At 67.4% G+C, this 21087-nt stretch carries 17 protein-coding genes and 3 rRNA genes; 3 read left to right on the plus strand and 17 right to left on the minus strand.

Annotated features, from left to right (window positions below):
* The first annotated feature begins 88 nt into the window (after positions 1 to 88).
* A complete protein-coding gene (locus DEJ20_RS15430) occupies positions 89 to 1342 on the plus strand; it encodes an MFS transporter (protein ID WP_111235975.1) in 1254 nt (417 codons plus the stop codon).
* A gap of 138 nt (positions 1343 to 1480) precedes the next feature.
* On the opposite strand, the gene DEJ20_RS15435 is transcribed toward DEJ20_RS15430, so the two are convergent.
* Positions 1481 to 1930, minus strand: coding sequence for a TIGR02611 family protein (locus DEJ20_RS15435; RefSeq protein WP_111235974.1), 450 nt, complete (start codon positions 1928 to 1930; stop codon positions 1481 to 1483).
* 130 nt (positions 1931 to 2060) lie between these two features.
* Positions 2061 to 2393 carry a TraR/DksA family transcriptional regulator gene (locus DEJ20_RS15440; protein ID WP_111235973.1) on the minus strand — a complete coding sequence of 111 codons (333 nt, stop codon included), beginning with the start codon at positions 2391 to 2393 and terminating at the stop codon, positions 2061 to 2063.
* A gap of 49 nt (positions 2394 to 2442) precedes the next feature.
* Here DEJ20_RS15440 and DEJ20_RS15445 point away from each other — a divergent pair, with 49 nt between their 5' ends.
* A complete protein-coding gene (locus DEJ20_RS15445) occupies positions 2443 to 3480 on the plus strand; it encodes an LLM class flavin-dependent oxidoreductase (protein ID WP_111235972.1) in 1038 nt (345 codons plus the stop codon).
* A gap of 10 nt (positions 3481 to 3490) precedes the next feature.
* On the opposite strand, the gene DEJ20_RS15450 is transcribed toward DEJ20_RS15445, so the two are convergent.
* Positions 3491 to 3949: an ASCH domain-containing protein gene (locus DEJ20_RS15450; protein WP_220035010.1), complete on the minus strand. Its 459-nt coding sequence runs from the start codon at positions 3947 to 3949 to the stop codon at positions 3491 to 3493.
* A 124-nt stretch (positions 3950 to 4073) separates the two neighbouring features.
* On the opposite strand from DEJ20_RS15450, the gene DEJ20_RS15455 reads away from it, so the two are divergent.
* The gene (locus DEJ20_RS15455; protein ID WP_181431596.1) at positions 4074 to 4520 is read left to right on the plus strand and encodes a DUF2510 domain-containing protein; all 447 of its coding nucleotides are present in this window, start codon (positions 4074 to 4076) and stop codon (positions 4518 to 4520) included.
* A gap of 15 nt (positions 4521 to 4535) precedes the next feature.
* On the opposite strand, the gene DEJ20_RS15460 is transcribed toward DEJ20_RS15455, so the two are convergent.
* From DEJ20_RS15460 to DEJ20_RS15525, 14 genes are all read right to left on the minus strand, one after another.
* Positions 4536 to 5516, minus strand: a complete 981-nt coding sequence (locus DEJ20_RS15460) for a site-specific tyrosine recombinase XerD (RefSeq protein ID WP_111235969.1) — start codon at positions 5514 to 5516, stop codon at positions 4536 to 4538.
* 37 nt (positions 5517 to 5553) lie between these two features.
* The gene (locus tag DEJ20_RS15465) at positions 5554 to 6153 is read right to left on the minus strand and encodes a DUF1349 domain-containing protein (RefSeq protein WP_111235968.1); all 600 of its coding nucleotides are present in this window, start codon (positions 6151 to 6153) and stop codon (positions 5554 to 5556) included.
* The gene (locus DEJ20_RS15470; protein ID WP_111235967.1) at positions 6150 to 6725 is read right to left on the minus strand and encodes an NUDIX domain-containing protein; all 576 of its coding nucleotides are present in this window, start codon (positions 6723 to 6725) and stop codon (positions 6150 to 6152) included. The genes DEJ20_RS15465 and DEJ20_RS15470 overlap by 4 nt, the downstream gene beginning before the upstream one ends.
* 178 nt (positions 6726 to 6903) lie before the next feature.
* Positions 6904 to 8619 (minus strand): CTP synthase, encoded by a 1716-nt coding sequence (gene pyrG, locus DEJ20_RS15475; RefSeq protein WP_111235966.1) that lies wholly within the window; start codon positions 8617 to 8619, stop codon positions 6904 to 6906.
* A gap of 126 nt (positions 8620 to 8745) precedes the next feature.
* Positions 8746 to 10440, minus strand: coding sequence for a DNA repair protein RecN (recN, locus tag DEJ20_RS15480; protein ID WP_111235965.1), 1695 nt, complete (start codon positions 10438 to 10440; stop codon positions 8746 to 8748).
* A 56-nt stretch (positions 10441 to 10496) separates the two neighbouring features.
* Positions 10497 to 11420 carry an NAD kinase gene (locus DEJ20_RS15485; protein WP_071245131.1) on the minus strand — a complete coding sequence of 308 codons (924 nt, stop codon included), beginning with the start codon at positions 11418 to 11420 and terminating at the stop codon, positions 10497 to 10499.
* A complete protein-coding gene (locus DEJ20_RS15490; RefSeq protein WP_111235964.1) occupies positions 11417 to 12250 on the minus strand; it encodes a TlyA family RNA methyltransferase in 834 nt (277 codons plus the stop codon). Before DEJ20_RS15490 ends, DEJ20_RS15485 begins: the two co-directional genes overlap by 4 nt.
* The gene (locus tag DEJ20_RS15495) at positions 12243 to 12410 is read right to left on the minus strand and encodes a hypothetical protein (protein WP_181422652.1); all 168 of its coding nucleotides are present in this window, start codon (positions 12408 to 12410) and stop codon (positions 12243 to 12245) included. Before DEJ20_RS15495 ends, DEJ20_RS15490 begins: the two co-directional genes overlap by 8 nt.
* 10 nt (positions 12411 to 12420) lie before the next feature.
* On the minus strand, positions 12421 to 13410 hold the full coding sequence (locus tag DEJ20_RS15500) for an HAD-IIA family hydrolase (RefSeq protein ID WP_111235963.1): 990 nt from the start codon (positions 13408 to 13410) through the stop codon (positions 12421 to 12423).
* A 13-nt stretch (positions 13411 to 13423) separates the two neighbouring features.
* Positions 13424 to 14317 (minus strand): tetratricopeptide repeat protein, encoded by an 894-nt coding sequence (locus DEJ20_RS15505; protein ID WP_111235962.1) that lies wholly within the window; start codon positions 14315 to 14317, stop codon positions 13424 to 13426.
* Entirely contained in the window at positions 14308 to 15288 is a 981-nt protein-coding gene (locus DEJ20_RS15510) for a hypothetical protein (protein ID WP_111235961.1), read from the minus strand. The genes DEJ20_RS15505 and DEJ20_RS15510 overlap by 10 nt, the downstream gene beginning before the upstream one ends.
* 369 nt (positions 15289 to 15657) lie before the next feature.
* Positions 15658 to 15774 (minus strand): 5S ribosomal RNA (rrf, locus tag DEJ20_RS15515).
* A gap of 158 nt (positions 15775 to 15932) precedes the next feature.
* Positions 15933 to 19060: ribosomal RNA gene (locus tag DEJ20_RS15520) — 23S ribosomal RNA — on the minus strand.
* 434 nt (positions 19061 to 19494) lie between these two features.
* Positions 19495 to 21016: ribosomal RNA gene (locus tag DEJ20_RS15525) — 16S ribosomal RNA — on the minus strand.
* The 16S, 23S and 5S rRNA genes sit together here, the layout of an rRNA operon.
* Between the last annotated feature and the right edge of the window lie 71 nt (positions 21017 to 21087).

A 21087-nucleotide genomic window follows, 5' to 3' on the forward strand; every position in this document is an offset into this window, starting at 1 on the left:
ACCGTTCGGCTTGCTGTACGACTTGCGTCGTACTGTTCGAGTGCGGTACGAATGCAGTCGTACTGCACGGAGATGGAAAGGGGTGCGCATGCACCAGTCAGCTCGTTCGGTCGCCGGGTTCTGGATCCTGGCGGCGATGCTCCTGGTCTCGGTCGCGTCGTCGGCCGTGCCGTCGCCGATCTACCCGGTCTACGCGGCCGAGTGGCACCTCACCCCGCTCATGCTCACGGGGGTCTTCGCCATCTACGTCGCCGGCCTGCTCGCGAGCCTGCTCGTCGCGGGTCGCCTGTCCGACCACGTCGGCCGCAAGCCCGTGCTGGTCGTCGGCGGCCTGGGCGTCGCACTGTCGCTCGGCTTGTTCGCGATGGCGGACGGGGTCGTCGCGCTCATCGTCGACCGGATCGTGCAGGGTGTCTCGGTCGGGCTGCTCATCGGGGCCCTCGGTGCGGCCCTCATCGACAACTCCCTCGAACGCCACCCGACCATGGCCGGCGTGCTGAACGGCGTCATCCCGCCGATCGCCCTGGCCACCGGTGCGATGTCGAGCGGCGCGCTGGTGCAGTGGGGTCCGGCACCGGAGCAGCTCGTCTACCTGCTGTTCGGCGCGCTCCTCGTGCTCCTGGTGCTCGCGCTGTTCGTCGTCCCCGAGCAGGTGCAGCGTCGCCCCGGCGCACTCCGCTCCCTGCGCCCGACGATCAGCGTGCCGCGGTCCTCACGCCGGCTGTTCCGCGGTGTCGCCGGCTCACTCGTCGCCAGCTGGGCCCTCGGCGGCATGTTCCTGTCGCTCGTCCCCTCGGCGCTCGGCGCGGTGTTCGGCATCACGAACCACTTCGCCGCCGGTGCGCTCATCGCCGTGGTCACCGGCGTCGGCGCGCTGACCGGCCTGGCGATCCAGCGGATGGACACCCGTCGCGCGGTCCTGCTCGGACTCGTGGCCCTCGTGCTCGGCCCGATCGTCACCGTGTCGTTCGTGTTCGCACACTCCCTGCCGGGCATGGTCGTCGGCAGCGCGATCGCCGGTGTCGGCTTCGGTGCCGGGTTCCAGGCGCCGCTGCGGATGCTGCTCGCCACCGCTGCCCCGACCCACCGCGCCGGACTGCTCTCCACGATCTACGTCGTCAGCTACCTGGCGTTCGGGGTGCCCTCGGTCCTCGGCGGGCTGCTCGAGCCGTCGGTCGGTCTCGTCCCGGTCATCGCAGGGTACGGCGGCTTCATCGTGCTCGCCGCGGTCGTCGCCCTCGTGCTGCAGCTGTCGTCGAAGGACGCCGCCGAGGTCGAGGAGCACGCCGCCGAGGTCATCGAGCGCACCGCGACCGGCTCGATCCGGGTCGCGGCCGAGTAGGCACGGTCCGACGCGCATTCGGTGCGAGGTTGATCGCTCGGTGCGGGCCTGCAGCGCCGCACGGAGCCATCAACCTCGCACGCGGTGACCAGCACCGCACGGTGCCGACAGCACCAGCGCCCGACCGCGGCGGCCCGACTAGTGGCCCGGTCGCGCCGAGTTCGTCCCGCGAGCGCGCGCACGCACCCCGACGGTCCGCGCCGCCCCGGTGTGCGCAGCATCGACGTCGGCCTTGCCCCGGTCCGCAGCATCGCGCAGACGCTTCGGCCCGTGCCGCTTGGCCCAGTCCCAGAAGCGGTGCAACTGTGCCCGGAGCCACGTGATGATCCTGTGGAAGAAGTGGAACTCGCTCGCCAGCACCGTGAGGCCGATGAAGACCACGAGCCAACCCGGGCCCGGCAGCGGCACCAGGATCAGCCCGATGATGACGACCAGCCCACCCACCAGACCGACCAGCACCTTGTAGAGCAGGTGCACGTGCGGCCGCGCGTGGATCCAGGTGCGCAGGCGGTGGAACCACTGGAAGCGCTGGCGCGGCGCGCCGTCGGCCCGGGCTTCGCCGGGTCGGTCGTTCGGGTCGCCGTCCATGCCGAAAACGTAGGGCGCGCGGCTGGGAATCAGCGGCGCACGGGGTGGACGCGGGGTGCGCATGCCGGGAGGCGCGTGGCGGGGCCGCACCGCGCCTCCAGGCCGTCAGGCGACACCGGCCGCGTGCCCCTCACGCGTGCGCGACGCACGTCGCCGCCCACGGGACGGCGGCCAGCCGGGCCTCCGGGATCGGCTCGCCGCCGACCGTGCAGCGGCCGTAGGTGCCGTCGTCGAGTCGTGCGAGCGCTGCGTCCACCTGGCGGACCCGCAGCTGCGCGCCGTCACGGACCGCACCGAGCGAGCCGCGTTCCCAGGCCAGGGTCGCGCCCTCCGGATCGTGCTCGTCGTCGGAGTTGGCGTCCTGCCGGGCGTCACTGACGTCACGCATGCTCCGCTCGACCTCGAGCAGCAACCGTTCGTTGCGGGCGCGCTCGGCCTCGAGTGCGGGGCGGGGGTCCTCCATCCCCGCCACGGTAGTCGCGCGGAATGGCCCCGCCTCCGGATGCGTTCGCATGGACATGACGAAGATCGGGTTCCTGTCGTTCGGACACTGGCGTGACGTGCCGGGGTCGAAGGTGCGCAGCGGGCGGGAGGCCCTGGTGCAGGCGATCGACCTCGCGGTCGCAGCCGAGGAAGCCGGTGTCGACGGCGCCTACTTCCGCGTCCACCACTTCGCCCCGCAGCAGGCCGCACCGTTCCCGCTGCTCTCCGCCATCGCCGCGAAGACCAGCCGGATCGAGATCGGCACGGGCGTCATCGACATGCGCTACGAGAACCCGCTCTACATGGCGGAGGAAGCCGCGGCCACCGACCTGATCTCCGGCGGCCGACTGCAGCTCGGTGTCTCGCGGGGATCACCCGAGACCGCCCTCGCCGGCTACCAGCAGTTCGGCTACGTGCCCGACGCCGCTGACGAGAACGGCGGCGACATGGCCCGTGCGCACACGAACGTGTTCCGCCGAGCGATCGCCGGCGAGCCGATGGCCAACGCCAACCCGCAGATGACCGGCTCGGTCGGGTCCCTGCCGATCTCCCCGCTGTCCGACTCGCTCGGCGACCGCATCTGGTGGGGCGCCGGCACCCGTGCCACCGCGGAGTGGACCGCCGAGCAGGGCATGAACCTGATGTCCTCGACCCTGCTGACCGAGGACACCGGTGTGCCGTTCGACCAGCTGCAGGCCGAGCAGATCGAGCGCTTCCGCCGGGTGTGGTCCGAGTCCGGCTGGGACCGCGAACCGCGCGTCTCGGTCTCGCGCAGCATCATCCCGATCATCGACGACGAGTCGCGCCACTACTTCGGCGTGCGCGCGCAGGTCGAGGGGCAGGACCAGGTCGGGCACCTCGACGGCGGGCTGGCCCGGTTCGGCCGGTCCTACATCGGTGAGCCAGAACAGCTCGTCGCGGAACTCGCGGCCGACCAGGCCGTCCGGGCTGCCGACACCGTGCTCGTCACCGTGCCGAACCAGTTGGGCGTGGACTTCAACGCTCGCCTGCTCGCCGCCGTGAAGGACGTGTTCACCGAGGTCGACGCGGAGCCGGTCCCCGCCTGACCGGAAGACCTCAGCTGCTCGGCCAGAGCAGCCGGAACCGCTCGCACACGACCGGCATGTCCGGCGCGAACCCGCGCGGATTCTCCGAGTGTGCGCGCCAGAACGCCTCGTGCACGGTCCGCCAGTGTTCGAGCGTCCGGTCCCCTTCGCCCTCGGCCCAGGCGTGGTCCGCGCCGACCTGGTCGAACGGCACCACCCGGACCACCGTCGTCTCGATGACGGCACGGGGCGAACCCGAGCCGTCGGTCACGATGCTCAACTCGTCGGCCGCCGGCGGCGGGTCACCGGTCGCCTCGTAGTCCCAGAGCGACGACGCCGTGCCGACCTTGACCCCGTCGAGCACGAGCTGCAGGAGCGCGTCCGCCTGCTCCGGGGTCGCGCCGAAGGACCACGCCTCCGGCACGTCCGTCGGAAGGCTCGGACGCTCGCTGCGTCGCGCGGTCCAGAAGTCGTCGAGCGTCGAGGGCACGCCCCGACCGTAGTGCACCGGTCCGGTCCCCCCTTGTGCTGACACCCGGCTGGGGACTGGGGCGAGGCCGACCGCGCTCCTAGGCTCGGGAGCGTCGATCCACCCCGCACCTCGAGGAGCAACCGTGACGCTGCCGGCCGCAGGCTGGTTCCCGGACCCGCAGGACGCCCGTCGTCTGCGCTGGTGGGACGGTCGCACCTGGGGCGCAGCCACGCGGGTCCCCGCGGCCGCTGCAGAACCGGTCACGCCGATCGTCGTCGCGCCGGTGGGGCCGTCGTTCTCGGTGCAGACCGCCGCGATCCGGACGGACGCGTGGGCATCGGGCACCGCCGGCGACCGCCGACTCTGTGTGTTCACGGTGCTCGCGGTGCTGCTCGCCGTGGTCTCGGTCGTCGTGAACCCCTGGGGCCTGGCGGGGCTGCTCGGCGTGGCGTGCGGCGTCATCGGCATCGTCCGTCCCGGGGCCGTCGGTGCCTGGGCGGTCCTGGCGCGGAGCGCTTCGGCGAGCGCCCTCGTCGTCGCGGTGACGACGACGGTCATCGCTGCGTCGGCCCAGTTCCACCTGTTCTGAGGGCGCAGGGCCCGCCTACCGCCGCGCCCGAGGGTGCGCCGTCTGGTACACGTCCCGCAGCATGTCCGCCGTGACCATCGTGTAGATCTGCGTCGTGGCGACACTCGCGTGGCCGAGCAACTCCTGCACCACGCGCACATCGGCACCGCCCTCGAGCAGGTGCGTCGCGAACGAGTGCCGGAACGTGTGCGGTGACACGTGCGCCTCCAGGTCGGCGGCAGCAGCGGCGGCCTGGATCACGAGCCAGGCGCTCTGCCGCGACAACCGCGCTCCACGGGCACCGAGGAACAGTGCCGGCGTCGACGGCCCTCGTGCCGCGAACACCGGCCGTGCGCGCACCAGGTAGGCGTCGATCGCGGCCCGGGCGAAGCTGCCGAGCGGCACGATCCGCTGCTTGTTGCCCTTGCCGGTGACCTTCACGACGGAGAGCTCGCCGTCGGCGTCCGACACCGTCGTCACGTCGTCGACCGACAGTCCCACCGCCTCGGAGATCCGCGCACCGGTGGCGTAGAGCAGCTCGAGCAGGGCCTTGTCCCGCAGCTGGACGGGGTCGTCGGCGTCGACGGACACTGCCCCGAGCAGCCGTTCCATGTCCTCGACGGGGATCGCCTTCGGCAGCCGCATCGGGGCCTTCGGCGGTCGGACGGCGGTGCCGGGGTCGAGCGGCAGCCAGCCCTCCCCCGCTGCGAAGGCGGTGAACGAGCGCACCGAACTGAGCATCCGCGCGATCGACCGCGGTGCGAGCGGACCTTCCGGTCGGGTGGCCAGGTGTGTCACGAACCCCGAGACGTCCGCCCGTGCCAACCGTGCCACGTCCAGCAGCGCCGAGGACCCCCCGGCCCGGTCCGCACCGTCCGACTCGACGACCGGAGCGGCCGCCAACCACGACGTGAACACGACGAGGTCCCGCCGGTACGCGGACAACGTGTGCTGCGAGAGTCCCCGCTCGATCGCGACGTGCCGCAGGTACGTCTCCGCGGCACGGTCGAGGGGCATCACCTCAGCAGGCTAACCGGCGCGGGGCCACCCGCCGTCAGTGCAACGCCTCGTCCGGCGTGCCCACGCGGAACCCGGTGAACGTCACGGTCAGCCCGGCCCGCGTCGGCCCGGCGCACAGCAGCCCCGCGGACACGACGGCGTCCGGGTCGAGGTACGCGACCCGCACCAAACGGGACTCGTCGCCGTCGGCCCACGCCCGGATCGTCACGGCGTCACCATCGCGGCTCGCGCGGACGGTCACGACCCGGCCCGCCCACTCCGGCACGGGCGACACCGACCAGTCCGAGAACCCGCGCGTCACCACGGCGCCGAGCTGCGGGGTTCCGTCCGAGAACTCCACGCCGGCCTTGATCCAGGTCTGTTCGTCGACGCGCAGGAACACCCCGGCCTGGTCGAACTGCTCGGTGTAGTCGAGCACGAACGACGCCTCGACCGAGAACGGCCTGTCGGTCGGCTGCAGCAGCGCGTGCTCGGAGTCGTGCACGAACCCGTACGAGGTGGTCCGCCAGGCGTCACTGCCCTCGACCGCGGTGACGCGGAACACGTCGCGGTCGAACTCGGCGGCCTCCGGCTCGTGCGTCCAGGTGCCGGTGGCGACCAGGTCGCGCAGACCGTCGGCCGCGGGCCCGCTCACTTGCCGCGCTGTTCGATCGCCTCCACGGCGAGCGTCGCGACGACGAGGGCCGAGTTGTTGAGCCGACCGCCCAGGATCCCCTCGAGCAGCTCCGCCCGCGGGACCCAGCGCGTCACGATGTCGGCCTCTTCGGCCTCGCGCTCGAACGCGGACCCGGTCGACCGGACACCGCGCGCCCGGTAGATCTGGATGAACTCGTCGCTGCCGCCCGAAGACGTGTTGTAGCGGACCAGGGGCTCCCACGTGTCGGCCTCGAGGTCGGCCTCCTCGCCCAGCTCGCGCTTCGCGGCCGTCAGGTGGTCCTCGCCCTCCATGTCGAGCAGACCGGCGGGCAGCTCCCAGTCGCGCAGCCGCACCGGGTGTCGGTACTGCTGGATGACCAGGACGCGGCCCTCGTCGTCCTCGGCGTACACGGCGACGGCACCCGTGTGGTCGATGTACTCGCGGACCATCGAGTCGCCGTTGTACGCGACGGTGTCGCGGCGCACGTCCCAGACGGCGCCCTCGTACACCACGGTGGATTCGGTGACCTCGAAGGAGGCGGACTCGTCAGCGATCGGTGCGTCTGTCACGGCTCCATCCAAGCACGCGTGCCCCTGACGCCCCCATCGGAACCAGGTTCCGGACACAGCACCGCGTCGTTCCGTGGTTCCGTGTCCGGAACCAGGTGCCGTGGACGCGACCCCGGACGGACGGGAGGCGCGGTGCCAGCTGGCACCGCGCCTCCCGTCCGATCGTGGAGACCGGCGCTTACGCGACCTGCTCCTCGGTCTGCGGGTCGAACAGGCTGGACGCCTCGTGGCGCTCGATCGCGGCCGCGACGAGCCCCGCGAACAGCGGGTGCGCATCGGTCGGACGCGAGCGGAGCTCCGGGTGCGCCTGCGTGGCGATGTAGAACGGGTGCACGTCGCGCGGGAGCTCGACGTACTCCACCAGCGTGCCGTCGGGCGACGTGCCCGAGAAGACGAGGCCGGCGTCCGCGATCTGCTCGCGGTACTTGTTGTTCACCTCGTAGCGGTGACGGTGGCGCTCAGACGCCTCGGGCGCTCCGTACAGCTCCGCCGCCAGCGAGCCTTGCGTGAACGACGCCGGGTACAGGCCCAGGCGCATCGTGCCGCCCAGGTCGCCACCGGCGATGATGTCGACCTGCTCCGCCATCGTCGCGATGACCGGGGTCGAGGTCTCCGGGTCGAACTCGGTGCTCGACGCGTCGGTCAGACCGACCTCGTGGCGGGCGTACTCGATGACCATGCACTGCAGGCCGAGGCACAGGCCGAGCGTCGGGATGCCCTGCTCACGCGCGAACTTCAGCGCGCCGAGCTTGCCCTCGATGCCGCGCACGCCGAACCCACCGGGGATGCAGATGCCGTCGACGTCGCCGAGCTGCTTCGCCGCGCCCTCGGGCGTGGTGCAGTCGTCGGACACGACCCACTTCAGCGTCACCTTGGCGTCGTGCGCGAATCCGCCGGCACGGAGCGCCTCGGTGACGGACAGGTAGGCGTCCGGCAGGTCGATGTACTTGCCGACCAGGGCGATCGTGACGTCCTTTTTCGGCTCGTGCACGGCCTTCAGCACCGGGGTCCACGCGGTCCAGTCGACCGGACCGGCGTCGAGCTTGAGCGCCTCGACGATGACCTGGTCGAGGCCCTGGTTGTTCAGCAGCGTCGGCAGGTCGTAGATCGAGGGGACGTCCACGGCGTTCACCACGGCGTCCTCGTCCACGTCGCACATCAGCGCGATCTTGCGCTTGTTCGACTCCGACACCGGACGGTCGCTGCGCAGCACGAGCGCGTCGGGCTGGATGCCGATCGAGCGGAGCGCGGCGACGGAGTGCTGCGTCGGCTTGGTCTTCTGCTCACCCGAGGCGTTCATGAACGGCACCAGCGAGACGTGCACGAAGAACACGTTGTTGCGGCCGAGCTCGTGCCGCACCTGACGGGCGGACTCGATGAACGGCTGCGACTCGATGTCGCCGACGGTGCCACCGACCTCGGTGATGATGACGTCGGGCTGCGGGTCGTTCTGCGCCTGCTCGCGCATCCGGCGCTTGATCTCGTCGGTGATGTGCGGGATGACCTGCACCGTGTCGCCGAGGTACTCGCCGCGACGCTCCTTGGCGATCACCGTCGAGTACACCTGACCGGTCGTGACGTTCGCGGCCTGCGACAGGTTGATGTCGAGGAAACGCTCGTAGTGCCCGATGTCGAGGTCCGTCTCCGCACCGTCGTCGGTCACGAAGACCTCGCCGTGCTGGAACGGGTTCATGGTGCCCGGGTCCACGTTGAGGTACGGGTCGAGCTTCTGCATGACGACCCTGAGGCCGCGAGCCGTGAGCAGGTTGCCGAGGCTGGCCGCCGTCAGGCCCTTGCCGAGAGACGAGACGACCCCGCCGGTCACGAAGATCTGCTTCGTCACCTTCGGGGTCGAGTTCGAGGAATTGGTACCGCCGCTGAGAGTGTCCGCCACGGGATTCCATCGTACGTCAGAACTGCCGGGAGGCGCGACCTCGGTTCGCCGTGGGCGTTGCGCGAGCGGGTGGCCGGGTCCTCGGGCCGTGGCCGGGTCGGCGGGCGGCACCCGCCTGCTTGGTCGTCAGGCCCGCTGGCCGGCCACGTCGAGCAGCTCGCGGGCGTGCTCGATGCCGCTGGCGCTGTCACCGAGTCCGGAGAGCAGCCGTGCCATCTCCTGCAACCGGTCCTCGCCCTCGAGCCGGCGCACGCTCGACGACGTGACGGCACCGCTGGCGTCCTTCACGACGTTGAGGTGGTTGTTCGCGAAGGCCGCGACCTGGGCCAGGTGCGTGACGACGATGACCTGCGTGCGCTCGGCGAGCTTCGCAAGCCGTCGGCCGATCTCGATCGCCGCCGCCCCGCCGACACCCGCGTCGACCTCGTCGAAGACGAACGTCGGCACCGTGGTGCTGCCGGCCATGACGACCTCGATCGCGAGCATCACGCGCGACAGCTCACCGCCGGACGCCCCCTTGCCGATCGGCCGGGGGTCGGTGCCGGAGTGCGGCTGGAGGAGGATCGTGACCTGGTCACGGCCGTGGCGGCGGTACTCGCCGGCGTCGGTGACCTCGACCACCAGGGTCGCACCGCCCATCGCGAGGGTCTTCAGCTCAGCGGTCACGCGCTTCGCCAGGTCGGTGGCCGCCTTGGTGCGCGCCGTCGTGAGCGCGGCGGCGGCGGACTCGAGCGCCTGCTCGTCCTGCTCGACGGACTGCTGCAACGCCGCGATCCGGTCGTCGTCGCCGTCGAGCTCGAGCAGCCGGTCGCTCGCGCGCTGCCCGTAGACGATGACGTCGTCCACCGTCTCGCCGTACTTGCGGGTGAGGCCGGCCAGCAGGGCTCGGCGTTCGTTGATGAGTTCGAGGTCGTGCCCGGCCTCGGGTTCCAGGGAACCGAGGTAGCTCGAGATGCTCGCCGAGGCCTCGGCCGCCTGGATCCCGAGTTCCGTGAGCTGCTCGAGCACCGGCTGCAGGGCACTGTCCGACGACGCGACGCGCTCCACGGCACGGCGTGCGGACTCGACCAGGCCGACGACGTCGGAGACGCCGTCGAGGGACTCGCTGGACAACGCCTCGTGCGCCAGGGCCGCGGACAACCGGAGCTCCTCGAGGTTCCCCAGCCGTTCGGCGCGCTCGGCCAGCTCGACGTCCTCGCCGGGCTGTGGGTCGGCGGCCTCGATCTCGTCGGAGGCCGCGCGGATCCGCTCGGCCTCGGCCACCCGGTCGTCCCGGTCGCGGACCAGGACCTCGAGTTCACCGGCGTGCTGCTGCCAGGCGTCGTACGCGGCGACGTACCGGGCGAGGGCCTTCTCGAGCGAGGCTCCCCCGAACCCGTCGAGGGCAGCCCGCTGCGCAGTGGCCGAGGTGAGGCGGATCTGGTCCGACTGCCCGTGCACGGTGACGAGCTGGTCGGCGAGCTCGCCGAGCACCGCCACGGGCGCACTCCGACCGCCCACCGTGGCGCGGCTGCGCCCCTCGGCGGAGACCGTGCGGGTGAGGATGAGTTCGCCGTCCTCCACGGTGCCGCCGGCGTCCTCGACGCGTTCGGCGACGGCGTCCTGCTCGGGGACGTGCCAGCGACCTTCGACGACGGCGCTGGAGGCCCCGCGGCGCACCGATCCGGCATCGGCCCGCGCACCGAGCAGCAGCCCGAGCGCGGTGACGATCATCGTCTTGCCCGCACCGGTCTCCCCGGTGACGACGGTGAAGCCCGGCCCGAGTTCGAGCGTGGTCTCACCGATGACACCGAGGTCGCGGATCGCGATCTCCTCGATCATCGGTCGTCCTCCGTGCTCATCGGGTGTTCTCCGTGCTCATCGCGTGTTCTCCGCGCTCATCGGTCGTCCTCGTCGCTCTGGGGGCCGCGCCACCCGGCGACGGGCAGCTGGAACTTCGCGACCAGGCGGTCGGTGAACGGGGCGTCCTTGAGGCGGGCGACACGCACCGGGTCGGGCGAACGCCGGACCTCGACTCGGGCGCCCGGGGGCAGGTCGTGGGTCCGTCGGCCGTCGCACCAGAGGACACCGACGCCGCTCGTGCGCCGCAGGACCTCGATCGCGAGCGTGCAGTCCGGCCCGACGACGATCGGACGGGCGAACAGGGCGTGGGCGCTCAGCGGCACCATGAGCAGCGCGTCGACGTCCGGCCACACGATGGGGCCACCGCCGGAGAACGAGTACGCCGTGGAGCCGGTCGGGGTCGACACGACCACGCCGTCGCAGCCGAAGGACGACAGCGGGCGGCCGTCGACCTCGGTCACGACCTCGAGCATCCGCTCCCGCGAGGCCTTCTCGATCGTGGCCTCGTTCAGCGCCCAGCTCGAGTAGACGATCTGGTTGCCCACGACCACGTCGACCTGCAGGGTGACGCGTTCCTCGACGTTGTACTCACCGGACAGCGCGCGCTCGACCGTCTCGGACAGGCCGTCACGCTCGCTCTCGGCCAGGAACCCGACGTGCCCGAGGTTCACCCCGATCAGCGGAGCGCCGGTGTTCCGCACGAGTTCCGCGGCGCGGAGGATCGTGCCGTCGCCACCGAGCACGATGACGATCTCGAGCTGGTTCGGCTGGACGTCGACGCCGAGGATGTCGACCTTGCCGACCGACGCCTCGGCACGACGGATGTCGGCGTACTCGTCGAAGGGCATGACGGGCGTGAGACCGGCTGCGTGCAGGAGGTCGCAGACCTCGACCGCAGCGTCGATCGAGTCACGGCGACCCGTGTGGGACACGAGCAGGATGTGCCGTTCGTCACTCATGAAGACCCTTCCGTGAGTTCGGTCGCCCGGACTCTCCATTCTGTCGGATTGCCCCCGACACCGCGCTGGAAGCGGGCCAGGTACTCGTGGTTGCCGTGTGTCCCGACGATCGGGGACGCGGCGATCCCACTGGTGCCGAGGCCCAGGTCCCACGCCGCCCACAGCACGTTCATGAGCGCGTCGTTCCGGAGCCCGGCGTCGTGCACGATGCCCTCGCGCACACCGCCGCGACCCACTTCGAACTGGGGCTTCACCAGGAGCACGAACTCGTCCGCGGGGACGGCTTCGGCCAGCGCCGGCAGCACGAGTCGGAGCGAGATGAAGGACAGGTCCCCCACCACCAGGCTCGTCTCGCCAGCGGCGCCGTCGAGCGCCAGGTAGTCGGCGCGCGTGAGGTTCCGCGCGTTCGTTCCCTCGACCACGGCGACGCGTTCGTCGAGCGCGATGGTGGGGTGCAGCTGTCCGTGCCCCACGTCGAGCGCGATGACACGGCGCGCGCCGCGTGCGAGCAGCACCTGGGTGAACCCACCGGTGCTCGCGCCCACGTCGAGCACGACCCGACCGGAAGGGTCGACGTCGAACGCGTCGAGTGCACCGACGAGCTTCCGGGCCGCACGCGAGACCCATTCGTCCGCGGCGTCGACCTCGATGTCCGCGTCGGATGCGGTCGGCGTCGACGGTTTCAGGACGGCGCGGCCGCCCACGAGCACCCGGCCGTCCTGGATCAGCTTGCTGGCGACGGTGCGCGACCGTGCGAGCCCGCGTGCTGCGAGGAGGGCGTCGAGGCGGACCGGGGTCGCGTCGTGCACGGCTCCGTCCGGCTCAGGCACTCGCGGAGCCGCCGCTCTCGAGCCGCGTCCGCAGCTCGTCGTGCAGGGCGGAGAAGGCGTCGGCACGGTCGGCGAGCGGCAGGGCCTCGGCCTCGGCTGTGCGCGCGGCGAAGGCGTCCTGCTGCTCGGGTTCGGCGGACGGCTGCTCGGGGTTCGGCACGTCCGACACGCTACTCGCCGCCGTACAGCTGCGGGTCCACGTCGAGGCCGTAGATGGCCAAACCGGACTCCCAGATGAGCGTCGAGCCGGCACGCAGCCGATCGATGTCGGTCCCGGCGTCGAGCACCCGGACGACGTGCCCGCGCATCGCCACCGTCGAGGTCCCGACGGTCACGTACCGGGTGCCGTCCTCGTCCTCGCGCCGCACCGTCTCCGGGTACGGCTGGGCCAGTCCCCGGAGGTCTTCGAGCACGTAGGTGGGACGCGAGCGCTGGTCGGCCGCGAGCACCTGCTTCGCCTTGTCGATGCCGGTGAGCACGAGCACGCTCGGGATCCCGACGTCGTTCGCACCCTTGATGTCGGTGTCCAACCGGTCCCCGATGAACAGGGTCCGACCGCCGCCGAAGCGCTCGACCGCCGTGTCGAAGATCGGCCGCTCGGGCTTGCCGGCGACCACGGGCATCCGGCCGACCGCCTGGTGCACGGCGGACACGAGCGTGCCGTTGCCGGGCGCGATGCCCCGCTCGACCGGGATCGACCAGTCCATGTTCGTGGCCACCCACGGCACGTCGGGGTCGGCCAGGGCGAACGAGGCCTCGGCCAGTTCCTTCCAACCGAGGTCCGGCGAGAAGCCCTGGATGACCGCGGCCGGGGAGTCCTCGGCACTCGAGGTGACCGTGAACCCGGCTGCCTCGACGATGCTCGACAGCCCGAGCCCGCCGGTGACCAGGACGGTCGATCCGGCCGGCACCAGGGTCGCGAGCAGCTGGACGCCGGCCTGCGACGAGGTGACGACGTCACCCTCGGACACCTCGAGCCCGTAACGCTCGAGGTGCTCGGCGACGTCGACGGGACGGCGGGACGCGTTGTTCGTGATGTAGCCGACCCGCGCCGTCAGCGATGCCCGGGTCAGGGCTTCGACCGCGTGGGGGATGGCGTTGCGGCCCCGGTAGACGACGCCGTCGAGGTCGGTGAGGACCACGTCGACGCCGTCGGTCAAGGCCGCCGACTGCTCAGTCGGCTGCGGAGCCGTCGACGTCGCGGGGGTTGTCGTCGTCGATCTCGCCGGGCTCGTCGGCTGCGGAGGTGTCGTCGTCGAGGTCGTCGAGGGCGGGTTCGTCGTCGATGTCGTCGTCGAGGTCGTCGGCGGAGTCGTCGTCGAGGTCGTCGGCGGAGTCGTCGTCGAGTTCGTCGGCGGAGTCGTCGTCGAGTTCGTCGGTCGCGACGTCGTCGGCTCCGAGGTCATCGGCGTCGTCGTCTCCGGCGTCTCCGTGTTCTTCGACTTCGAGCGTTTCCTCGACCACATCAACTGTCTCCCAAGCGTTGTCGTCCGCGATTTCGGCGAGGGCCGCTGCCGCGCGGTCCACACGGGCCCACCACTCGTCGGCCTCGTCCTGTCGACCGAGCTCCTCGAGCGTGGCCGCGTAAGCACTGTAGAGCGCCGGGGACCACGTGTAGGCGGTGGACGGGTCGAGCTGTGGAATCTCCAGCTCGCCGAGGGCGGCTGTGGGATTCCCGAGGTCGAGACGAGCGCCGGACATGGCGATCGCGAGCTCGACCTGCACCGGGGTCTCGAGGGCCGAGCGCTCGACCGAACGACCGAGCTCGAGTGCCCGCTCCGGACGGCCCAGGCCACGCTCGCAGTCGACCATCATCGGGAGCTGGTCGTTGCGACCGGAGATCCGACGGTAGGTGCGGAGCTCCCGGAGCGCGGTGGCGAAGTCGCCGAGGCGGTACGCGGTGATCGCGGCCGTCTCGCGGACGACACCGACACGACCGGCACGACGAGCAGCGCTCAGGGCGTGCTGGTTCGCCGTCTCGGGGTCGTCGTCGACGAAGAGCGCAGCTGCCACGAGGTGACGCGCAACCCAGTCGGCGTTGTCCTTGCTGAGGGTCTTCAGCTCCATCCGGGCCGCCGGGTCGAGGTCGCGCGCCTGGATCTCCTCGGGGATCTCCGGGTCGTCGTGGCGCGGACGGATCGACTTCGTGCCGTAGGGGTCGCGGTCCTCCCAGTCGTCGCGCGCGGCCTCACCGAAACGGGCGCCGGCGTGACGGCTGCCGTCACCGAAACGACGACGGTCCTCACCGCTGTCGCGAGCCGGGCGGTCCGACGAACCGCCGCGGAACGGACGGTCGGACGAACCACGGGCCGGACGGTCGGACGAACCACCACGGTACGGACGGTCGCCGCCACGAGCGGGCCGATCGGAGCCCCCGCGGTACGGGCGGTCCCCGTCGCGAGCGGGACGGTCGGAGCCCCCGCGGTACGGGCGGTCGCCATCGCGACGCGGACGGTCAGACCCGCCCTGGAAGGGTCGGTCTCCGTCACGGCGCGGACGGTCTGAGGACCCGCCACGGTACGGGCGGTCCCCGTCACGAGCCGGACGGTCCGAACCACCGCGGTACGGGCGGTCCCCGTCACGAGCCGGGCGGTCTGACGATCCACCGCGGTACGGACGATCACCGTCACGCGCCGGGCGGTCGGACGATCCACCGCGGTACGGACGATCGCCATCACGACGCGGACGGTCTGAACCACCCTGGAACGGGCGGTCACCATCACGACGCGGACGGTCAGAGCTCCCACCACGGAGCGGACGATCACCGTCACGAGCCGGGCGGTCCGAGCCACCACGGAACGGACGATCGCCATCGCGTCGCGGACGATCGGCACCGCGCGGACCATCGCCGCGCGGCGGCCGGCCGGAGTCACCACGGTCGCCCTGCCACGACGGACGGTCGTTCCGGTCGCCGGACCGGAACGGACGGTCGCCGTCGCGACGCGGAGCGCTGTCCCGTTGAGGCGCGCCGTCACGAAACGGACGGTCTCCACCCTGCGGACGATCACGACGGTCGCCTTCGCGGCGCTCGAACTCACGAGGACCGGACGACCAACGACCATCGCTCTGGCCGTCGCGACGCGGAGCGCCCTCGCGACGCGGGAACCGGTCGCCGCCCCGCCGGGGTCGATCTCCGCGGTCCCCGTCGTTCCGCCGCTGATCGTCGTCGTTCGCCACCGTTGCTCCTCATCGCGTGCCCGGTGCAGTGCCTCGGGCGTTCGTCCGCTGTGTCGTTGTGTTGGGTGCCGCGTCGGTCACCCGACGTCGGCCTCCAGTCCATCACGAACCAGAGCCGGCGTCGAGCGACGGCGGCAGAAACAGAAATGGCCACCGGCCCCGACCGAGAACGAGGGTTTCCCCTGCGAATTCTCGATGGAGGGCCGATGGCCACATCTTTCATACGTTAAGTCCGGCGGCGTCCTACTCTCCCACAAGGTCCCCCTTGCAGTACCATCGGCGCTGAGAGGCTTAGCTTCCGGGTTCGGAATGTGACCGGGCGTTTCCCTCTCGCTATGACCACCGGAACACTCTCGACCAGATCATGCATTTGGTCTCAAAGCTGTCCCGGCTGCTGCCCTCCGTGAAGAGGGCAGAGCGGTGTATTCAGTTTCGATTCCCGATCGTCTGTCGGGAACCACAAAGTGGACGCGAGCCCGTGCAACAAGTGCACGGAAATCAGTGTGTTATCAAGTCTTCGGCTTATTAGTACCGGTCAGCTCCACGGGTCGTTAGTCCCCGCTTCCACATCCGGCCTATCAACCCAGTAGTCTGCTGGGAGCCTCTCACACTCAAGGTGCATGGAAATCTCATCTCGAAGACGGCTTCCCGCTTAGATGCTTTCAGCGGTTATCCGGTCCGAACGTAGCTAATCAGCGGTGCCCTTGGCAGAACAACTGACACACCAGAGGTTCGTCCATCCCGGTCCTCTCGTACTAGGGATAGATCTTCTCAAATTTCCAACGCGCGCAGCGGATAGGGACCGAACTGTCTCACGACGTTCTAAACCCAGCTCGCGTACCGCTTTAATGGGCGAACAGCCCAACCCTTGGGACCTACTCCAGCCCCAGGATGCGACGAGCCGACATCGAGGTGCCAAACCATGCCGTCGATATGGACTCTTGGGCAAGATCAGCCTGTTATCCCCGAGGTACCTTTTATCCGTTGAGCGACAGCGCTTCCACAAGCCACTGCCGGATCACTAGTCCCGACTTTCGTCCCTGCTCGACCTGTCAGTCTCACAGTCAAGCTCCCTTGTGCACTTACACTCGCCACCTGATTGCCAACCAGGTTGAGGGAACCTTTGGGCGCCTCCGTTACTCTTTGGGAGGCAACCGCCCCAGTTAAACTACCCATCAGGCACTGTCCATGAACCCGATCAGGGTCCTACGTTAGACATCCAAAGTGACCAGAGTGGTATTTCAACAATGACTCCACGAACACTAGCGTGCCCGCTTCACAGTCTCCCACCTATCCTACACAAGCCACTCCGAACACCAATACCAAACTGTAGTAAAGGTCACGGGGTCTTTCCGTCCTGCTGCGCGTAACGAGCATCTTTACTCGTAGTGCAATTTCGCCGAGTTCGCGGTTGAGACAGCTGGGAAGTCGTTACGCCATTCGTGCAGGTCGGAACTTACCCGACAAGGAATTTCGCTACCTTAGGATGGTTATAGTTACCACCGCCGTTTACTGGGGCTTAAATTCAGAGCTTCGCCCAAAGGCTAACCCTTCCTCTTAACCTTCCAGCACCGGGCAGGCGTCAGTCCGTATACATCGTCTTGCGACTTCGCACGGACCTGTGTTTTTAGTAAACAGTCGCTTCCCACTGGTCTCTGCGGCCTTCAACGCTCACGGAGTAAATCCGGTCACGTGTCCGGCCCCCCTTCTCCCGAAGTTACGGGGGCATTTTGCCGAGTTCCTTAACCACGATTCTCTCGATCTCCTTGGTATTCTCTACCTGACCACCTGAGTCGGTTTCGGGTACGGGCGGCTGCAACCTCGCGTCGATGCTTTTCTCGGCAGCATAGGATCACTGATTTCCCCTTACGGGTACGCGTCGGATCTCAGGCACACAGACGACGGATTTGCCTATCGTCAGCCCTACATCCTTACACCAGGTTCACCTTACGGATACCATCGCCTGGCTCAGCTACCTTCCTGCGTCACACCTGTTCATACGCTAACCGCACCAGCATGGGGTCGAGCGTTAGACCGGCCACCATCACCCCGAAGGGATCCGGTTGTACCGGGTTAGGACTCTTAGCACCACTGGATTAGCTTGGGCGGTTGTTCGCCGGTACGGGAATATCAACCCGTTGTCCATCGACTACGCCTGTCGGCCTCGCCTTAGGTCCCGACTTACCCAGGGCGGATTAACCTGGCCCTGGAACCCTTGGTCTTTCGGAGGACGGGTTTCTCACCCGTCTTTCGCTACTCATGCCTGCATTCTCACTCGTGTAGCGTCCACGGCTGGATCACTCCGCCGCTTCACTCGCCACACGACGCTCTCCTACCACTCCGCACGACTGAACCACGAAGGCTTGTCTATAGTGCGAAATCTACAACTTCGGTGGTGTGCTTGAGCCCCGTTACATTGTCGGCGCGGAATCACTTGACCAGTGAGCTATTACGCACTCTTTCAAGGGTGGCTGCTTCTAAGCCAACCTCCTGGTTGTCTGTGCAACTCCACATCCTTTCCCACTTAGCACACGCTTAGGGACCTTAGTTGGTAGTCTGGGTTGTTTCCCTCTCGACGATGAAGCTTATCCCCCACCGTCTCACTGCTGCGCTCTCACTCACCGGCATTCGGAGTTTGGCTGACGTCAGTAACCTGTTGAGGCCCATCGGCCATCCAGTAGCTCTACCTCCGGCGAGAAACACGCAACGCTGCACCTAAATGCATTTCGGAGAGAACCAGCTATCACGAAGTTTGATTGGCCTTTCACCCCTATCCACAGCTCATCCCCTCCATTTTCAACTGAAGTGGGTTCGGTCCTCCACGACGTCTTACCGTCGCTTCAACCTGGCCATGGATAGATCACTTCGCTTCGGGTCTAGAACATGCGACTCAAACGCCCTATTCAGACTCGCTTTCGCTACGGCTGCCCCTCACGGGTTAACCTCGCCACATATCACTAACTCGCAGGCTCATTCTTCAAAAGGCACGCCGTCACCCCTACTAAGGAGGCTCCGACGGTTTGTAAGCAAACGGTTTCAGGTACTATTTCACTCCCCTCCCGGGGTACTTTTCACCTTTCCCTCACGGTACTTGTCCGCTATCGGTCATCTGGGAGTATTTAGGCTTATCAGGTGGTCCTGACAGATTCACACGGGATTTCTCGGGCCCCGTGCTACTTGGGATACACATCCGGCCATAACACCATTTCGTCTACGGGGCTGGCACCCACTACGGCCCGGCTTTCAAACCGGTTCGACTATGATGCGCTGTAACCGTCCCAGTCCGGCAGAACTGAGTGACGTGTCCCACAACCCCGACCATGCAACGCCCGCCGGCTATCACACATGATCGGTTTAGCCTCATCCGCTTTCGCTCGCCACTACTCACGGAATCACATGTTGTTTTCTCTTCCTGTGGGTACTGAGATGTTTCACTTCCCCACGTTCCCTCTACCCGCCCTATATATTCAGGCGGGAGTCACCAGGTCGCAAAACGCCTGGCGGGGTTTCCCCATTCGGAAATCCTCGGATCGAGGCTCGATTATCAGCTCCCCGAGGCTTATCGCAGATTTCTACGTCCTTCATCGGCTCCAGATGCCAAGGCATCCACCGTTTGCTCTTAGAAACTTGACCACAAAGATTAAAATTGCGATCCAACGTCACCAATCAACAACCCGAAAGGCTGATCATGGATGACGCGAATCAAAGATGCTCGCGTCCACTGTGTAGTTCTCAACATACGATCGGCACCAGCACTCCCCCACCACAACGGTAGGTTCACCCTGGCCCGACGAAGGACCCGTAGGCCCAACCCCCACCACCACTCACGTGACAGCGGGAAGCCTGGTCCCTCAGGACCCAACAACGTGCACCAGCTGAGCGCTCCACCTTCGACCCGTCCCAACCCTGCAAGCAGAGCGTACTGAGGTCGGAAGCATCACTCCCAACTGCACTGTCAATGTTCCACCCATGAGCTACCCGTCGGACACGTTCGGTCCGAAACAGGCGCCTGGACCAGCAACCAACCACCCCTAATGGGCGACCAGCACTGACCAGATGCTCCTTAGAAAGGAGGTGATCCAGCCGCACCTTCCGGTACGGCTACCTTGTTACGACTTAGTCCTAATCACCGATCCCACCTTCGACGGCTCCTTCCACAAGGGTTAGGCCACCGGCTTCGGGTGTTACCGACTTTCATGACTTGACGGGCGGTGTGTACAAGGCCCGGGAACGTATTCACCGCAGCGTTGCTGATCTGCGATTACTAGCGACTCCGACTTCATGAGGTCGAGTTGCAGACCTCAATCCGAACTGAGACCGGCTTTTTGGGATTCGCTCCACCTTACGGTATCGCAGCCCTTTGTACCGGCCATTGTAGCATGCGTGAAGCCCAAGACATAAGGGGCATGATGATTTGACGTCATCCCCACCTTCCTCCGAGTTGACCCCGGCAGTCTCCTATGAGTCCCCGGCATAACCCGCTGGCAACATAGAACGAGGGTTGCGCTCGTTGCGGGACTTAACCCAACATCTCACGACACGAGCTGACGACAACCATGCACCACCTGTACACCGACCACAAGGGGGCGACCATCTCTGGCCGTTTCCGGTGTATGTCAAGCCTTGGTAAGGTTCTTCGCGTTGCATCGAATTAATCCGCATGCTCCGCCGCTTGTGCGGGCCCCCGTCAATTCCTTTGAGTTTTAGCCTTGCGGCCGTACTCCCCAGGCGGGGCGCTTAATGCGTTAGCTACGACACAGAAACCGTGGAAAGGTCCCTACATCTAGCGCCCAACGTTTACGGCATGGACTACCAGGGTATCTAATCCTGTTCGCTCCCCATGCTTTCGCTCCTCAGCGTCAGTTACGGCCCAGAGATCTGCCTTCGCCATCGGTGTTCCTCCTGATATCTGCGCATTCCACCGCTACACCAGGAATTCCAATCTCCCCTACCGCACTCTAGTCTGCCCGTACCCACTGCAAGCCCGAGGTTGAGCCTCGGGATTTCACAGCAGACGCGACAAACCGCCTACGAGCTCTTTACGCCCAATAATTCCGGACAACGCTTGCACCCTACGTATTACCGCGGCTGCTGGCACGTAGTTAGCCGGTGCTTTTTCTGCAGGTACCGTCACTTTCGCTTCTTCCCTACTAAAAGAGGTTTACAACCCGAAGGCCGTCATCCCTCACGCGGCGTTGCTGCATCAGGCTTTCGCCCATTGTGCAATATTCCCCACTGCTGCCTCCCGTAGGAGTCTGGGCCGTGTCTCAGTCCCAGTGTGGCCGGTCACCCTCTCAGGCCGGCTACCCGTCGTCGCCTTGGTGAGCCATTACCTCACCAACAAGCTGATAGGCCGCGAGTCCATCCCCAACCAAAAAATCTTTCCACCACCAGACCATGCGGCCAGTGATCGTATCCAGTATTAGACGTCGTTTCCAACGCTTATCCCAGAGTCAGGGGCAGGTTACTCACGTGTTACTCACCCGTTCGCCACTAATCCACCCAGCAAGCTGGGCATCATCGTTCGACTTGCATGTGTTAAGCACGCCGCCAGCGTTCGTCCTGAGCCAGGATCAAACTCTCCGTAAAAAAAATACAGACCCAACACCCGAAAGTGTCAGACCGAGTTGATTCTGACTGTTGACTGTCTACTGACAATC

The organism is Curtobacterium sp. MCSS17_005, assembly GCF_003234225.2.
In the GTDB taxonomy this organism is placed as follows: domain Bacteria; phylum Actinomycetota; class Actinomycetes; order Actinomycetales; family Microbacteriaceae; genus Curtobacterium; species Curtobacterium flaccumfaciens.

Excerpts from the sequence above, each read along its gene's own strand:
- DEJ20_RS15430 (WP_111235975.1), top strand. The coding sequence starts at position 89 with ATGCACCAGTCAGCTCGTTCGGTCGCCGGGTTCTGGATCCTGGCGGCG.
- DEJ20_RS15435 (WP_111235974.1), bottom strand. The coding sequence starts at position 1,930 with ATGGACGGCGACCCGAACGACCGACCCGGCGAAGCCCGGGCCGACGGC.
- DEJ20_RS15440 (WP_111235973.1), bottom strand. The coding sequence starts at position 2,393 with ATGGAGGACCCCCGCCCCGCACTCGAGGCCGAGCGCGCCCGCAACGAA.
- DEJ20_RS15445 (WP_111235972.1), top strand. The coding sequence starts at position 2,443 with ATGGACATGACGAAGATCGGGTTCCTGTCGTTCGGACACTGGCGTGAC.
- DEJ20_RS15460 (WP_111235969.1), bottom strand. The coding sequence starts at position 5,516 with ATGCCCCTCGACCGTGCCGCGGAGACGTACCTGCGGCACGTCGCGATC.
- recN (WP_111235965.1), bottom strand. The coding sequence starts at position 10,440 with ATGATCGAGGAGATCGCGATCCGCGACCTCGGTGTCATCGGTGAGACC.
- DEJ20_RS15485 (WP_071245131.1), bottom strand. The coding sequence starts at position 11,420 with ATGAGTGACGAACGGCACATCCTGCTCGTGTCCCACACGGGTCGCCGT.
- DEJ20_RS15505 (WP_111235962.1), bottom strand. The coding sequence starts at position 14,317 with ATGGAGCTGAAGACCCTCAGCAAGGACAACGCCGACTGGGTTGCGCGT.